Source organism: Streptomyces malaysiensis subsp. samsunensis (genome assembly GCF_024519315.1).
Taxonomy (GTDB): Bacteria; Actinomycetota; Actinomycetes; order Streptomycetales; family Streptomycetaceae; genus Streptomyces; species Streptomyces malaysiensis.
Genome location: NZ_JANIIC010000049.1, coordinates 23065 through 38810, shown reverse-complemented (window position 1 = coordinate 38810; position 15746 = coordinate 23065). Strand labels below are relative to the sequence as shown.

The 15746-nt window shown below is 72.2% G+C and carries 13 protein-coding genes; 3 read left to right on the top strand and 10 right to left on the bottom strand.

Features of this window, described 5'->3' with window-relative positions:
• Positions 1-77 precede the first annotated feature (77 nt).
• The gene (locus tag NQU54_RS33620) at positions 78-1268 is read left to right on the top strand and encodes an isoafricanol synthase (RefSeq protein ID WP_257634333.1); all 1191 of its coding nucleotides are present in this window, start codon (positions 78-80) and stop codon (positions 1266-1268) included.
• On the opposite strand, the gene NQU54_RS33615 is transcribed toward NQU54_RS33620, so the two are convergent.
• The 6 genes from NQU54_RS33615 to NQU54_RS33590 all read right to left on the bottom strand — a co-directional run bounded on the left by NQU54_RS33615 (position 1256) and on the right by NQU54_RS33590 (position 7934).
• Positions 1256-3088, bottom strand: coding sequence for an AMP-dependent synthetase/ligase (locus NQU54_RS33615; protein WP_257634332.1), 1833 nt, complete (start codon positions 3086-3088; stop codon positions 1256-1258). The two genes, NQU54_RS33620 and NQU54_RS33615, sit on opposite strands and share 13 nt — an antisense overlap.
• Before the next feature lie 447 nt (positions 3089-3535).
• Positions 3536-3781, bottom strand: coding sequence for a DUF397 domain-containing protein (locus NQU54_RS33610; protein ID WP_069871390.1), 246 nt, complete (start codon positions 3779-3781; stop codon positions 3536-3538).
• Positions 3782-3874: 93 nt separating this feature from the next.
• On the bottom strand, positions 3875-5041 hold the full coding sequence (locus NQU54_RS33605) for a thiolase family protein (RefSeq protein ID WP_257634331.1): 1167 nt from the start codon (positions 5039-5041) through the stop codon (positions 3875-3877).
• Entirely contained in the window at positions 5038-6105 is a 1068-nt protein-coding gene (locus tag NQU54_RS33600; RefSeq protein ID WP_257634330.1) for a thiolase family protein, read from the bottom strand. The genes NQU54_RS33605 and NQU54_RS33600 overlap by 4 nt, the downstream gene beginning before the upstream one ends.
• On the bottom strand, positions 6106-7065 hold the full coding sequence (locus NQU54_RS33595) for a Zn-ribbon domain-containing OB-fold protein (RefSeq protein ID WP_257634329.1): 960 nt from the start codon (positions 7063-7065) through the stop codon (positions 6106-6108).
• Positions 7066-7127: 62 nt separating this feature from the next.
• The gene (locus NQU54_RS33590) at positions 7128-7934 is read right to left on the bottom strand and encodes a crotonase/enoyl-CoA hydratase family protein (RefSeq protein ID WP_257634328.1); all 807 of its coding nucleotides are present in this window, start codon (positions 7932-7934) and stop codon (positions 7128-7130) included.
• A gap of 165 nt (positions 7935-8099) precedes the next feature.
• Between NQU54_RS33590 and NQU54_RS33585 the strand changes: the two genes are divergently transcribed.
• Both NQU54_RS33585 and NQU54_RS33580 read left to right on the top strand, forming a co-directional pair.
• Positions 8100-9749, top strand: coding sequence for an acyl-CoA synthetase (locus NQU54_RS33585; protein WP_257634327.1), 1650 nt, complete (start codon positions 8100-8102; stop codon positions 9747-9749).
• 26 nt (positions 9750-9775) lie between these two features.
• Entirely contained in the window at positions 9776-10354 is a 579-nt protein-coding gene (locus NQU54_RS33580) for a GNAT family N-acetyltransferase (protein WP_372506125.1), read from the top strand.
• Between the two features lie 27 nt (positions 10355-10381).
• Here NQU54_RS33580 and NQU54_RS33575 read toward each other — a convergent pair whose 3' ends face one another.
• The 4 genes from NQU54_RS33575 to NQU54_RS33560 form a co-directional block, all read right to left on the bottom strand.
• Positions 10382-10984: a chorismate mutase gene (locus NQU54_RS33575; RefSeq protein ID WP_069871375.1), complete on the bottom strand. Its 603-nt coding sequence runs from the start codon at positions 10982-10984 to the stop codon at positions 10382-10384.
• 253 nt (positions 10985-11237) lie between these two features.
• Positions 11238-12800, bottom strand: coding sequence for an acyl-CoA synthetase (locus NQU54_RS33570; RefSeq protein ID WP_257634326.1), 1563 nt, complete (start codon positions 12798-12800; stop codon positions 11238-11240).
• Between the two features lie 107 nt (positions 12801-12907).
• Entirely contained in the window at positions 12908-14011 is a 1104-nt protein-coding gene (locus NQU54_RS33565) for an NAD(P)H-dependent flavin oxidoreductase (RefSeq protein ID WP_257634325.1), read from the bottom strand.
• Between the two features lie 174 nt (positions 14012-14185).
• On the bottom strand, positions 14186-15742 hold the full coding sequence (locus tag NQU54_RS33560; RefSeq protein WP_257634324.1) for a phytoene desaturase family protein: 1557 nt from the start codon (positions 15740-15742) through the stop codon (positions 14186-14188).
• Between the last annotated feature and the right edge of the window lie 4 nt (positions 15743-15746).

Below are 15746 nucleotides of genomic sequence, written 5' to 3'. Positions count from 1 at the left end.
GTTGGCCAGTTGCCGTGTACGCCTGTGGCATATGCGGGCTCGGGCCGCCCGGACGACGAAGGGGGCGGAGACGACTCATGCACACGCACGCTTCGCGACCACACGCCCGGCAGTCGGCACTGCCACGACGGGCGGCCCTGTTCGACTTCCCGGCCTCCGCCGACCTCAGCCCGGACACCGGGGCGGCGAGGCAGCACACCATCCAATGGCTGTCACGGTTCAGGGTCTTCGAGAACCACGCGTCCGTCGAGGAGTACGACGCGCTCCGCTTCGACGTACTGACGGGACTGTTCTACCCCCGGGCGACCGGCGCCGATCTGAACCTCGGCAGCGACCTCGTGGGCTGGTACTTCGTCTTCGACGACCAGTTCGACGGGGAACTGGGCTGCCGCCCGGAGGAGGTGGCACGGCTGGTGGCGGACGTCATCCGGGTCACCGAGGAGGACACGGCACCCGGCGGGACGGGCGGCGGCGAAGGGCCGCTCCTGGAGAGCTTCCGCGATCTGTGGCGCCGGATCAACTCCGGGCGGCCGCGGGTGTGGCGGGACCGCTTCCGCCACCACTGGCTGGAGTATCTGCACTCCTACCACCGCGAGGCCCTGGAGCGGACCGGTGCCCCGCCCGCGGACGGCGGCGGGGACGCGCCGCGCTCGGTGGAGGATGTGCTGGCCCTGCGGCGCCACTCGATCGGCGTACAGCCCTGTCTGGACCTGAACGAGCCGTTCGGCGGCTACACCCTGCCGTCCGCGCTGCACGGCGGCTTCCCGCTGGCCCGGATGCGGGAGGCCACGGACGATGTGGTGGTCTTCACCAATGACATCGCCTCCCTGGACAAGGAACTGGCCGTCGGCGACGTCCACAACAGCGTCATCGTCCAGTGGAAGCTCGCGGGCGGTGGACTGGAGGACGCGGTGCGCCATATCGCCGGCCTCGCCAACGCCCGCTACGGCTGGTTCGAGGAGACCGCGGCCAGGCTGCCGGAGCTGCTGGCCGAGGCGGGGGCGGACCCCGGCACCCACCGCGCGGTGGGGCGCTATGTGGACGGCATGCGGCATGTGATGACGGGCAATCTGGGCTGGTCGCTGCGGACGGCCCGGTACGACGAGCGGGGCACCGAGGCGGTCAGCGGGGGACGGCAGCGGCCGTGGGCCCGGCTGACCGGCGCGGAGGACCTGATCCGCGCGGGAAGGGGAGCGCCGCCGCCACCGCCCGGCAGCGGCCCGGACACCCGTCAGCCGATGCCCTCGGAGCCCTCTCAGCTCGCGTAGAGCTGCTCGATCTGCGCGGCGCAGACCTTGTAGACCGCGTCGCGGCGCAGCTTGAGCGAGGGCGTCAACAGCCCGTCCGCCACGGTGAATTCCTTCGGGAGGATACGGAAGGCCCTGATCGACTCCGCCCTGGACACCGAGCGGTTCGCCGCCGAGACCGCCTGCTGGATCTCCTCGTGCAACGCCTTGTTGGCCGCCGCGTGCTCCCGGCCGACGGGCAGCCGCGCGCCGACCACCTGGTGCCAGCGCCTCAGCATCTCGGCGTCCAGGGTGATCAGCGCCCCGACGTAGGGGCGGTTGTCGCCCACCAGGACGCATTGCGAGATCAGTGGATGCGCCCGCAGCCGCTCCTCCAGCGGCTGCGGCGAGACGCTCTTGCCGCCGCTGGTGATGATGATGTCCTTCTTACGGCCGGTGATGGTCAAATAGCCGTCGCCGTCGAGGAATCCGATGTCTCCGGTGCTCAGCCAGCCGTCGCGCAGCGCGGCCCCGGTGGCCGCCGGCTCGTCCACATAGCCCGCGAAGACGGTGCCGCCGCGCACCCACACCTCGCCGTCCGGCGCGATGCGCACCGCCGTGCCCGGCATCGGGCGGCCCACCGTGCCCTGCCGGGGGCGGCCGGGCGGCTGTGCGGTGATCGCCGCCGTCGTCTCGGTGAGGCCGTAGCCGTTGTAGACGGTGATCCCGGCTCCCGCGAACGCCAGCCCCAGCTCCCGGCTGAACGGGGAGCCGCCGGTGACCGCGTAGCGCACCCGGCCGCCCAGGACGGCTCTGATGCGCCGGTAGACCATGTGGTCGAAGACGGCGTGCGCGGCTCTGAGGCCGGGGCCCGGTCCCTTCCCGGCGCCCCGTGCCTGCTTCTCCACCGCCGTGGCGTAGCGCACCGCCGTGTCCATGGCCTTCTCGAAGACCCCGCGCTTGCCATCGTCCTGGGCGGAGTTCCGCGCGGCCCCGAGGATCCGCTCGAAGATGTAGGGCACCGCGAAGACACAGGTCGGGCGGAAGGACTGGAGGGAGGGCAGCAGGGTCGACGGGGAGAGCTCGGGCTCGTGTCCCATGAGGATGCCGCCCCGTACGCAGAGCACCTGGACCATCAGTCCGTAGATGTGGGCCAGCGGGAGGAAGGCGAGGATGGCGGGCTGCACCCCGGGCTCGGCGAACAGCCCGTTCCAGCCCGCGAAGAGGGTGTCGCATTCGGCGGCGAGATTGGCATGGGTGATCATGCACCCGAGGGGCTGTCCGGTGGTGCCCGAGGTGTAGCAGATGACCGCCGTGGAGCGCGGTTCCACGAGCCAGCGCCGCTCGACGACCAGTTCGTCGTGGACGCCGGCGCCGCGCTGCCACAGCTCCGTCACGCACCCCTGGTCCATCTGCCAGATGGAGCGCAGCCCGGGAAGGGCGTCGCAGACGGCGCCGACCGTCATGGCGTCGTCCTCGCCCTCGACCACCACGGCCACGGCCCGCGTCCGGGCCAGGATCCAGCGCACCTGTTCCGGCGAGGAGGTGGGGTAGACGGTCACCACCTGGGCGCCGACGGACCACAGGGCATAGCTGAACAGCGTCCACTCGTACCGCGTCCGTGCCATCAGGGCCACCCGGTCACCGAACCGCACACCCTCGGCCAGCAGGCCCTTCGCCAGCGCCAGGACCTCGTCCCGGAAGGCCGCGGCGGTCACCGGAGTCCACCGGCCGGGTTCGGTGGCGTGGCGCCGGGCGAACTGGATCCGGTCCGGTTCGCGGTCCGCCAGCTCGTACACCGAGTCCGCCAGTCCGCCCGCGCGCAGAGTTTCCACCATGCGAGGGAGACTGAATTCGCGCACGACACCCCCTGTTTTCAGCCGAGTTGCCGCCCCGTACAACGGGGAGGTGGGAGGGAAAACTACCTCTCGAGGCGAGGGCTGCATAGAGCGCGGACGATCCTGTTCCCCATCGCGGAGACCCGTCGCGACCTGCCGCTGTCACCGTGAGTCACGCTCACGTTTCGGCAGAAGGCATGGAGGTTTCGTGACCCCGCCGCGAAGCCATGGGAAGACGGATCTCGTGGCCGCGCCCGGCGATGTGTGGCTCCACCGGGGTCCACCGCGCTCCGATTCTGGCCGATAACGCACTCATCGCCATGGGACAGGCATCGCGGGGCCGCCGACGGGCCTTTTTGACGGCGCGACATGCCATGAGTGAGGGGCGATATGCCACGGATGGGGGACGACATGCCACGGGGCGGGCCGTCCGGTCCGGCCGGACCCGCCCGCCCCCGGTGGAGCCCCGGTTCAGGTGAGGTCGAACTCGCCCTCACGCGCGCCCAGGACGAAGGCGCGCCACTCGCCCGGGGTGAAGATCAGCGCCGGGTCTTCGGGACGGCGGCCGTGGCGCATCGCGATGAATCCCTCGACAAAGGCGATCTCCACATCGCCCACGCCCTGGCTGCTCGACCGCCATTGGGCGCCCGAGAGGTCGAGTTCGGGCTTCTCCCCGCTTCCTGTCAGTGGCTGTTCGGTGGTGGTGGTATCGGCCACGTCGGCTCATCCTCCCGGATCGTCGTCCGCGCCCCACCCTAGCGATCGCGGCCGGTGCCGCACAGGCCACGAAAGGAGGAGTGAGCAGGAGACTCAGCTCTCCGGCGGAGTGTCCGCGACCACCCACATCGAGAAGAACTGCGAGCCGCCGCCATAGGCGTGACCGAGCGCCTTACGGGCGCCGTCGACCTGGTGTTCGCCCGCCCGCCCGCGCACCTGGAGCGCGGCCTCGGCGAACCGCAGCATTCCGGACGCCCCGATCGGGTTGGTGGACAGCACCCCGCCGGACGGGTTGACCGGGAGCTCGCCGTCGATCTCGGTCACCCCGGACTCGGTGAGCTTCCAGCCCGCTCCCTCGTCCGCGAAGCCCAGGTTCTCCAGCCACATGGGTTCGTACCAGCTGAAGGGCACGTACATCTCCACCGCGTCGATCTCCCGGCGCGGGTCGGTGATCCCGGCCTGGCGGTAGACATCGGCCGCGCAGTCCCGGCCGGCCCGCGGCGAGACGAAGTCCTTCCCCGCGAAGAGCGTCGGCTCGCTGCGCATGGCGCCGCCGTGCATCCAGGCGGGCGGATACGGCGCGCGGTCGGCGCCGGCGCGGTCGGTGAGCACCATGGCACAGGCGCCGTCCGAGGAGGGGCAGGTCTCGGAGTAGCGAATGGGGTCCCACAGCATCGGGGAGGACCGCACCCGTTCCAGGGTCAGATCGTGCTCGTGGAGGTGGGCGTAGGGGTTGCGCAGGGCGTTGCGGCGATCCTTGTAGGCCACGAGCGCGCCGATACCGGAGGGCGCGCCGGTGCGCCGCATATACGCCCGTACGTGTGGTGCGAAGAAGCCGCCCGCCCCGGCCAGCAGCGGCTGTTGGAAGGGGATGGGCAGGGAAAGCCCCCACATGGCGTTCGACTCCGACTGCTTCTCGAAGGCGAGAGTGAGGACGGTCCGGTGGACCCGGGCGGCGATCAGCCCCGAGGCCACCAGCGCGGTGGAGCCGCCGACCGAGCCGGCGGTGTGCACGCGCAGCATCGGCTTGCCGACGGCGCCGAGCGCGTCGGCGAGGTACAGCTCGGGCATCATGACGCCCTCGAAGAAGTCGGGGGCCTTGCCGATCACGACGGCGTCGATGTCCGCCCAGCCCAGCTGGGCGTCGTCCAGGGCCCGTACGGCGGCCTCCCGGACCAGCCCGGCGATGGAGACGTCCCGGCGTGCGGCGGTGTGCTTGGTCTGGCCGATCCCGACGACGGCCACCGGCTCCTTCGTCACGTGTCATCCCCTTCCAGGACGGCCACCAGGTTCTGCTGGAGACAAGGGCCCGAGGTGGCATGGGCGAGGGCCCGGTCCGCGGCGCCGCGGTGGATGGCGGCGGCGGCCTCGCCGAGGCGGATCAGCCCGGCGGCCATCAGGGGGTTGGCGGCCAGCGCCCCGCCGGACGGATTGACCCGTACGCCCTCCCCCAGCCGCAGCTCACGGCGGAGGATCAGCTCCTGTGAGGTGAACGGGGCGTGCAGCTCGGCCAGGTCCACGGGGGCCTCGAAGGCGCCCGCGCGCTCGGCGGCGAGCCGGGTGGACGGGGAGCGGGTGAGGTCCCGTACGCCGAGGCTGTGGGCCTCCGTCCGGTGATCAATACCGCGGATCCAGGCGGGGCGGCGGCAGAGCCGGCGCGCGGTGTCCCCGGCGGCGAGCACGACGGCGGCCGCGCCGTCGCCGACCGGCGGGCAGTCGTGGCGGCGCAGCGGCCGCACCACATACGGGTCCTCCAGGAGGGCCTCGGGCGGCGGTGAACCGGTCAGCTGGGCATGCGGGTTGCCCTCGGCCGCGGTCCGGCTGCGCGCCGCGACCCCGGCCAGTGCCCGCTCGTCGGCACCGGTGTCCTCCGCGTCCAGCAGCGCCTGGGCCTGGAGGGCGGCCAGGGAGACCGAGTCCGGCCACAGGGGCGCCACGTAGTACGGGTCGAGCTGGCGGGTGAGGACCTCGCGCAGATCGCCGGGTGAGGACTTGCCGTAGGAGTAGACGAGCGCGGTCTCCGCCTCGCCGGTCAGCAGCCTCGTCCATGCCTCGTACAGCGCCCAGGCGCCGTCCATCTCCACATGGGACTCCGAGATGGGCGGCCAGGCGCCGACGCCGTCGAGAGTCATGGTGAAGGAGAAGGCGCGGCCCGCCAGATAGTCGCAGGAGCCGGAGCAGGTGAAGTCGATCTCGCCGGCCCGGAGTCCGACGGCGTCGAGCACCTGGTGGAGGACGGGCATCAACATCTCGACCTCGGAGATCTCCGCGGTGTCGCGCCGGTGGTCGCTCTGGCCGAAGGCGACGATGGCAACCTCTCGCATCTACAACAGCTCCTTGTAGGTGTCGTAGTCGGCATCGGGTTCGCCGGTGGGGCGGTAGTGGTCGGGGTAGCGGCCGTCCTCGCTCCATACGGGCTCCACGCGCAGCCCCATCCGCACCTCGTCGTAGGGGATGTCGCCGATGCGGGCGTGGAGGGCCAGATCGGCGCCGTCCAGGGCGATGTGGGCGTAGACGTACGGCACTTCGATATCGAGGTTGCGGGCCTTGATGTTGACGATGCAGAAGGTGGTGACCGTGCCGCGGGGGCCGACCTCCACCTGTTCGTCGGTGGCCACACCGCAGGTGGGACAGGCGCCCCGGGGCGGGACGTACACCTTGCGGCAGGACGGGCAGCGCTCCCCGTAGGTGGTGCGGCCGGCGAGGGCCTTCAGATAGCGCGACTGGGCGCGGCCGGGCGCGTAGGTGTAGTCGAGGCGGGCGGGGGCCACGATGCCGTCGACGGGGTCGGTGAACTCACCCGTGTGCGGCACGGCTCGGCCGCCCCCGGCGCCGTCGTACGGCTCGAAGCAGGCGATGTCGGTGATGGCGCCGACGCGCTCCCCGGCCCAGCGGATCCGCACCCGCATACCGGTGCGCACCGCGTCGGGGCCGGGCGCGTCGAGGGCGTGGAGGAGTGCGGTGTCCGCGCCGTCCAGCCGCACCAGCACCCAGGCGAAGGGGGTGGGCAGGGGCTGGCCGCGGCGCGGGGAGGGGTTCCAGGCCCAGGTGGTGACGGTGCCGATGGGGGCGACTTCGACGAGGTCGGACAGTTCGTCGGCGGTGACCGGGTCGTATTCGACGGGCGGCATCAGCACCCGGCCGTCGGTGGTGCGCACGCCGAGCACGGTGCGTTCGCGCAGCCCGGTGAGGAAGGCGCTCTGCACCGGGCCGAGGGAGCGGGTGAACGGGAACTCGACGACCAGAGGCGCCTGGAGCGCCTCGGGCGAGGGAGCCGGGGTCATGGGGGGTGCGTCTCCTTCCGCGCGGCCACCGGGTGGGGGCGCCGGCCTGAGGTGGTGGGGGATCACGCCCGGCGGTAGACCGGCGGCCGTTTCTCCGCGAAGGCTTTCGAGCCCTCCTTGGCATCGGCGGTGTCGAAGATGGGCCAGCCGCGTTCGAGTTCGGACTTCAGGCCGTCGGTCTCGGTCATCTCGGCGGTCTCGTAGACGGATGCCTTGACCGCCTCGACGGCGAGCGGACCGTTGGCGTTGATCAGCTCCGCGATCTCCAGGGCCTTCTCCAGCGCCGTGCCGTCCGGGACGACATGGCCGATGAGCCCGATCCGCGCCACCTCCTCGGCCGGGTAGGGGCGCCCCGTCAGCAGCATCTCCAGGGCGTGGGTGCGGGGCAGCTGGCGGGTCAGCCGTACGGTGGAGCCGCCGATGGGGAACAGCCCGCGCCGGACCTCGAAGAGCCCGAAGGTGGCGCCGCGGCCCGCGACCCGGATATCGGTGCCCTGGAGGATCTCGGTGCCGCCCGCGACGCAGGGGCCCTCGACGGCGGCGATCACCGGCTTGCGCGGCCGGTGGTGGCGGAGCATCGCCTTCCAGTGCAGATCGGGGTCGGCCGCGAGGCGGTCGCGGACATGCTCGCCGGCCATCCGGCCGCCGCCCGCGAGCGCCTTGAGGTCCATTCCGGCGCAGAAGGCCCCACCGGCGCCCGTGAGCACCACGGAGCGCACGGTGTCGTCCTCGTCGGCCTCGGTCCAGCCGTCGTACAGCCCGACCAGCATCGGCAGCGAGAGCGCGTTCCTGGCCTCGGGCCGGTTCAAGGTGAGCACCAGGGTCGCGCCGACGCGCTCGACGATGAGGTGTTCGGTCCCGCTTGTCACGACGTCCTCCCGTCTCGAGACCTAGAACAGGTTGCAGCAGCCGCAGGCCGACTTCAAGAGAAATCTGATGCTCAGTCAGATTTCTTGTTCCGTGGCCCTTCCCACCTCATCCCGGCGCGGCTCTAATGAGCGCCGAGCCGCCGGATCGAGGGGTCAGGAGGAGCCGTGGAGTACAACCTTGCCGACCTGTTCGAGTCGATCGTCGACACGGTGCCCGACAGAGAGGCGCTGGTGTACATCGACCACCCCGGCACCGGAGCCGAGCGGCGTCTGAGCTACGCCCAGCTCGACGCGGCCGCCAACCGGCTCGCCCACCATCTCGGCGACAGCGGGATCGCCCCGGGCGAGCACGTCGGACTGCATCTGTGCAACGGCGTCGAGTACCTCCAGACCGCGCTGGCCTGTCTGAAGATCCGGGCGGTGCCGGTGAACGTCAACTACCGCTACGTCGAGGACGAGTTGGTCTACCTCTACCGCGACGCGGACCTGGCCGCGCTGGTCTACGACGCCGAGTTCGGCGAGCGGGTGGCCGCCGCGCTGCCCCACACCGGCACCCTGCGCCATCTGGTGCGGGCAGGCACCGGGCACGGCCCCCGTGCGTCCGTGGCGTTCGGCGACGCCGAGGCGTCCGGGTCGCCCGAGCGCGGCTTCCCGGCGCGCTCCGCCGACGACCGCTTCATCATCTACACCGGCGGCACCACCGGTATGCCCAAGGGCGTGGTGTGGCGGCAGGAGGACCTGTTCTTCTCGGGGCTCGGCGGCGGCGCCCCGACCGGCCGGCCCGTCGGACGCCCGGAGGAGCTGGCCGAGCGGGTGGCCGCGGGCGGCGAGGGGCTGGCCTTCTTCCCCACCCCGCCGCTGATGCACGGCACCTCCACCCTTACGGCCTTCATCGCGTTCAACTTCGGTCAGAAGGTGGTGCTGCACCGAAAGTTCGTGCCCGAGGAGGTGCTGCGGACCATCGAGAAGGAGAAGGTCACCGCCGCCTCGCTGGTCGGCGACGCGATGCTGCGGCCCCTGGTGGACGCCCTGACCGGCCCCCTCCAAGGCACCGATCTCTCCTCGCTGCTCAGCGTCAGCAGCTCGGGCGCGATCCTGTCGGAGACCGTACGCGCCCAGTTCGCCGAGCTCGCCCCGCACACCCTGCTGCTCAACAACTTCGGCTCCTCGGAGTCCGGTTTCAACGGCACGGCCACCGCCGACTCCGGTCCCGAGAAGGGCTTCCGGCTGCGTGTCAACGCCCGTACGACGGTGGTGGACCCGGCGACCCTCACCCCGGTGGCGCCCGGTGAGCCCGGCCGGATCGCCCAGCGCGGCCATGTGCCGCTCGGCTACTACAACGATCCGAAGAAGACCGCCGAGACGTTCTTCGAGGCGGACGGGGAGCGCTGGGTGCTGCTCGGCGACATGGCGACCGTGGACGAGGAGGGCGTGATCACCGTCCTCGGGCGCGGTTCGCAGTGCATCAACACCGGGGGCGAGAAGGTCTACCCGGAGGAGGTGGAGCAGGCCCTGAAGGCCCATCCGGAGGTGTACGACGCGCTGGTGGCGGGCGTCCCCGACACCCGCTGGGGCCATCGCGTCGCGGCCGTCGTCCAGCCCCGGACCCCGGCGTCCGGGCTCACCGCCGAGGCGGTCCGCGACCACTGCCGGGAGCGGCTGGCGGGCTACAAGATCCCTCGTACGGTCGTCTTCACCGACCGCATCCAGCGCTCCCCCAGCGGCAAGGCCGACTACCGCTGGGCGCGGGCGGTCGCACAGGGGACGGACGGGGAGACCCCGCACCAGGACCGGGGCGCCCCGCACCGCGGCTGACCCGCCGCGCCGACTAGGCTGACCAGGTGACTCTTCCTGCCGCGGCGGTGCCCCTTTCCCCTGTGACCCTGGCCGACGGGATCACCATGCGAACCGCCGTCGAGAACGACGCCGAGGCGCTCGCGGACGCGTACACGCGCAACCGTGAGCATCTGCGCCCCTCCAGCCCGCGGCGGGACGAGAGCTTCTTCACCGCCGGCGGCCAGGCCGCCCGGCTGCGGGACCAGCTGGAGCAGTGGGAGTCCGGCCGGATGGTGCCCTGGGTGCTGACCGGCGGCGACCGGATCCTGGGCACGGTCACGCTGTCGCATATCGTCCTCGGGCCCTGGCGCAACGGCCATCTCGGCTACTGGATCGACGCCGGGCACCTCGGGCGCGGGCTGGCCTCCCTGGCCGTCCGGTCCGTGTGCCGGGTGGCCGACGAGCGCCTCGGACTGCACCGGATCGAGGCCAGCACGCTGGTGGCGAACGTCCCGTCCCAAGGCGTTCTGCTCCGCTGCGGATTCACCCGGATCGGCATGGCGCCGGACTATCTGCACATCGCCGGCGCCTGGCGGGACCATCTGCTCTTCCAGCGCGTCCTCCACGACCGCCCCGCGGCCTGACCCGACCCCTTCACGGCTTGACGGCGCTCAGCGCTCGCACACCGACGGCAGCGAGCGGCCGAGCGCCACCGTGTGCAGCACGTCCAGGTGGCGCCCGTGGACCACGGCGACCGTCCCGGCCGTGAGCCGCCCCACGCAGGAGGGGCCCTCGCGCACGGCCGCCGAGTCCGCGATGGCGCGCACGAGTTCGCCGTTGATCCGGTTGATCTCCAGCCGGATCCGCCCGAGGTCGGGGCGTTCGGTGGGCGCCTGTGAGGGGTCGGCGTCCCAGCGGTGGTAGAGGCCGCGCTGGACGACCTTGCTGGCCTCGATCTGGTCGCGGAAGATCCTCGTTGTCGCGGCGGGGTCGGCGCCCAGCTCCTCGGCCTGCCGCGCCACCGCGTCCAGCACCTCCCGCTCCCGCGCCGGATCGTCGATCGGGCTGTCCGTGCCCCACTTCGCGGCGGCGACCTCGTCGGCCACCAGCACCCGCTGCGCGGCCAGTTCGACCAGCGGCCGCAGAGTGCCGTGGGCACGGGCCGGACCGGCCGGACCTGCCGGTGCGGCGACGGCGGCGGTGGCCCCGGTGGCCAGCACGGCGGTGGCGAGTGCGGCGATCAGCGCATGGCGCGGGGACAGATGCGGTCGCATGGGCGGGGATTCCTCTCTCGGCGGTACGGGCGAGGCCAGTCCCGGCGGTACGGGCGGGCCCGTCTCGGTGTTGCGGGCGGGCCCGAAAGGTCGTCCGGGCAGCCCGGTGGGCTCTGGAACGATAGGTCGCCGCACCGCGAGCACGCCACGGGGCCGGTCCCGCGGGAAGCGGAACCGGCCCCGGGCGCGATGGCCGGATCAGGATGGCGCCCGACGTGCCCAGCGCGACCGCGTCACATGGGCGAACGCACCCTCACTGCCGGGTCTGACCCGCGTCCTTCCAGTACGGCTCGCGCAGCCGCCGTTTGTAGAGCTTGCCGTTGGGGTCGCGTGGCATCTCCGCTATGAACTCCACCGACTTGGGGCATTTGTAACCGGCCAGCCGGGTGGCGCAGTGGTCGAGGATCTCCGAGGCCAGGCCGGGCCCCGGCGCATGCCCCTCGGCGGGTTCCACAACCGCGATGACCTGCTCGCCCCAGTCCGCGTGAGGGATCCCGAAGGCGGCGGCGTCGGCGACGGCCGGGTGGGTGAGCAGCGCCGACTCGATCTCGGCGGGGTAGATGTTGACCCCGCCCGAGATGATCAGGTCGATCTTGCGGTCGCGGAGGTAGAGATAGCCGTCCTCGTCCAGGAGGCCGAGGTCGCCGACGGTGAAGAAGTCACCGATGCGGCTCTTCTCGGTCTTGCTCTTGTCCTTGTGGTAGGCGAAACCCCCGGTGCTCATCTTCATGTAGACGGTGCCGAGTTCACCGGCCGGGAGCCGGGTGCCCTCGTCGTCGAAGATGGCGATCTCGCTGATGGGCCAGGGGCGGCCGACGGTCCCGGGCTTCTTCAGCCAGCCCTCGGCGGTGGCGAAGGTGCCGCCGCCCTCGCTGGCCGCGTAGTACTCCTCGATACAGCCGCCCCACCAGTCGATCATCGCGCGCTTGATGTGATCGGGACAGGGCGCGGCACCGTGGATGGCATGACGCATCGACGAGACGTCGTAGGACCGTTTGACCTCGTCGGGGAGGGCGAGCAGCCGGTGGAACTGGGTCGGCACCATATGGGTGTGCGTACAGCGGTAGGTGTCGATGAGGCGCAGCATCTCCTGGGGCGTCCACTTGTCCATGAGCACCAGGGGATGGCCGATGTGCAGCGAGGAGCTCGCGAACTGAAGTACGGCGGTGTGGTAGAGCGGTGAGCACACCAGATGGACGTGGTCGGGCTCCTCGGCGCGCGGGGTGATGCCGAAGAACCGCAGAAAGCCGCCGAGGTGGCTCACCTCGGGGAGCTTTCCGGTCAGCGCCCGGCGGATTCCGCGCGGACGGCCCGTGGTGCCGGAGGTGTAGTTCATCACCCAGCCCAGCTCGCGGTCGGCGGGCGGTTCCTCCGGCCGCCCCTCGATGAGCTCGGCGTACGGGCGGAAGCCGTCGATCGCGCCGACCGCGTAGCGGTGGGTCGCGGGCAGCCCCGCCTCGTCGGCGGCCGCGGCCGCCTGATCGCCGAAACGCTCGTGGGCGATCAGCACCTTGGCGCCGGAGTCGGAGACGATCCAGGCGATCTCGGGGCCGACCAGATGGTGGTTGACCGGCACCAGATAGAGCCCGGCCTGAGTGGCGGCGAGCGCGGCGACGAAGAACTCCACCCCGTTGGGCAGGACGATCGCCAGGGCGTCGCCACGGCGCAGCCCGGCGGCGCGCAGCCCGACGACGAGCCGGTTGCACGCGCTGTGCAGCCGCCCGGCGGTCCACTCCGCACCGTCCGGGGCGATGAGCACGGTGCGGTCGGGCTCGAGCGCGGCCTGGGCCCAGAAGCCGTTGGGTGTAGGGGACATGGCGGTCCGGTCCTCCTTCTGACGGCGGTGTCAAGCGGTGTGGGGCGGGTGCGAACGGGTCGGGCGGGATGCGGTACCGGGCCCCGGGGCTCGCGATATCCGCGCGGTCAGCCGCGTCGGGCGATGTGGTTGACGCGGTCGATGGCGCGCTCGAAGCCACGGGTCAGATCGTCGAAGACGGCCTGGACCGGGCGGACGGAGTCCATCCGGCCGACGATCTGGCCGACCGGCGTGCCGAGCAGCGGTTCCACCTCGTGCTTCTGGATGCGGGAGACGGCCTCGGCCACCAGCAGCCCCTGGAGCGGCATGGGCAGCGGCTCGGGCCCGTCCGGGTCCTCCCAGGCGTCGGTCCACTCGGTGCGCAGCTGACGGGCGGGCTTGCCGGTGAGGGCACGGGAGCGCACGGTGTCCCCGGACCCGGCCGCCAGCAGCTTGCGGGTGAGGGCCGCCGAATGGAGTTCGGCCTCCTCGGTGGTGAGCCAGAGGGAGCCGATCCAGACGCCCTGGGCGCCCAGGGCCAGCCCGGCCGCGATCTGCTCACCGCTGCCGATACCGCCCGCGGCGAGCACGGGCAGCGGGTCCACGGCCCGCACCACCTCGGGGGTGAGCACCATGGAGGCGATCTCACCGGTGTGGCCGCCCGCCTCATAGCCCTGGGCGACGATGACATCGAGCCCCGCCTCCTTGTGGTGGAGGGCGTGGCGGGCGCTGCCCGCGAGGGCGGCCACGAGGATGCCGTGGTCATGGGCGCGGGCCACGACATCGGCCGGGGGTGAGCCCAGGGCGTTGGCCAGGAGTTTCACGGGGTAGTCGAAGGCGACGTCGAGCTGGCTGCGGGCCACCTGCTCGAGCCAGCCGGTGATCCGCCAGCCGGACGCCTCACCCTCGGCGAGCTCGGGGACGCCGTGCTTGGCGAGGGTGTCCCGGACGAAGGCGCGGTGGCCTTCGGGGATCATCGCCTCGATATCGGCCTCGGTGACCCCTTCCACCTTCTTCGCGGGCATCACCACGTCCAGGCCATAGGGCTTTCCGTCGGTGTGCTCCTCCATCCAGTCGAGGTCACGGGCCAGCTCCTCGCCCGCGCCGTAACGGACCGCGCCGAGCACACCGAGGCCGCCGGCCCGGCTGATCGCCGCGGCCACGGCGGGAAACGGCGTGAAACCGAAGACGGCGTGCTCGACACCCAGCCTTGCGCTCAGCTCCGTCTGCATGGGCGGCAGGATGCCGCAGGGTGGCGGACGAAGGAAGAGTTTTTCTGACGCTACGTCAGATTCGGCGGCAGAAAGTCGTGGCCCGGCGGGAGAAAATCCCGTCCCGGGGCGTCCGGAGGGCTCGTCCCGGGCCGTCCGTAGGGCACACCGGGGCGCCCGGAGAGCCGTCCGGGGTCACTTGCCGAGCACCGCCATCGCCGCGTTGTGCCCGGGGATTCCGCTCACCCCGCCGCCGCGCACCGCCCCCGCGCCGCACAGCAGCACATTGGCGTGGCGGGTCTCCACACCCCAGCGGCCGGTGCCCTCCTGGGCGTACGGGAAGGCCAGGTCCCGGTGGAAGATGTTGCCGCCGGGCAGCCGCAGCTCGGCGTCCAGGTCCAGCGGGGTCTTGGCCTCGATACACGGCCGGCCGTCGGCGTCATGAGCGAGACAGTCGGCGATCGGCTCGGCGAGACACGCGTCCAGCTCCGCCAGGGTGGCGCGCAGCAGCGCGGTGCGCGCCGCGTCGTTGTCCTCGGTGAACAGCCGGGCGGGGGTGTGCAGTCCGAACAGGGTCAGGGTCTGATAGCCCCCGCGTGCGAGCTCCGGGCCGAGGATCGACGGATCGGTCAGCGAGTGGCAGTAGATTTCCGACGGCGGCCGGTGCGGCAGCTCCCCCGCGGCCGCCTGGCGGTACGCGTCCTCCAGCGCGCCGTACCCCTCGGCGATGTGGAACGTCCCGGAGAACGCCTCGCGCGGGTCGACCTCGCGGTCACGCAGCGCGGGCAGCCTGCGCAGCAGCATGTTCACCTTGAGCTGCGCCCCTTCGGCGGGCGGGGCGGGCGGCTCCTCGCCCAGCAGCCGGGCCAGCTCGCGCGGTGCGGCGCCGACGAGCACATACCGGGCGGCCGCGGCGCCCTCCCCCGCCCCGCCCTCGTACCGCACCTCCGCCGAGGTGCCGTCGGTGGCGATCGAGGTGACCTCGCGCCCGGTGGCGATCCGCGCGCCCGCCGCGCGGGCGGCGTCGGCGAGGGCGTCGGTGAGCGCGCCCATGCCGCCGACGGGGACGTCCCAGTCGCCGGTGCCACCGCCGATCACGTGGTAGAGGAAGCAGCGGTTCTGCCGTAGCGACGGGTCATGGGCGCGGGCGAAGGTGCCGATGAGCGCGTCGGTGAGGACCACGCCCCGGATGAGGTCGTCGTCGAACGCCGCCTCGATCGCCTCCCCCAGCGGCCGCTCGAACAGCGCCTGCCACGCCGCGTCGTCCCCGATCCGCGCCCGCAGCTCGTCCCGGGTGGGCAGCGGCTCGGTCAGCGTGGGGAAGACGCGCTCGGCCACCCGCTGGGTCATGCCGTAGAAGCGCCGCCAGGACTCGTACTCCCGCTCCGACCCGGTCAGCCGGGCGAACGCGGCACGCGTCCGGCCGGTGGAGCCGGTGTCCACCAGCAGCCCGGTGGGGCGCCCGCCCCGGACGTCGGGCGTGTACGAGGACACCGCGCGCTTGCGTACCGCGAAACGCAGTCCGAGGTCGTCCACGATCCGCCGCGGCAACAGGCTGACCAGGTAGGAGTAGCGCGAGAGCCGTGCGTCCACCCCGGGATAGGGCCGCGTGGACACGGTGGCGCCACCGGTGTGGCCGAGGCGCTCGAGCACCAGCACGCTCCGCCCGGCGCGGGCGAGATACGCGGCGGCCACCAGGCCGTTGTGACCACCGCCGACGATGACGACGTCGTACGCATCGCTGTGAGACATGCCC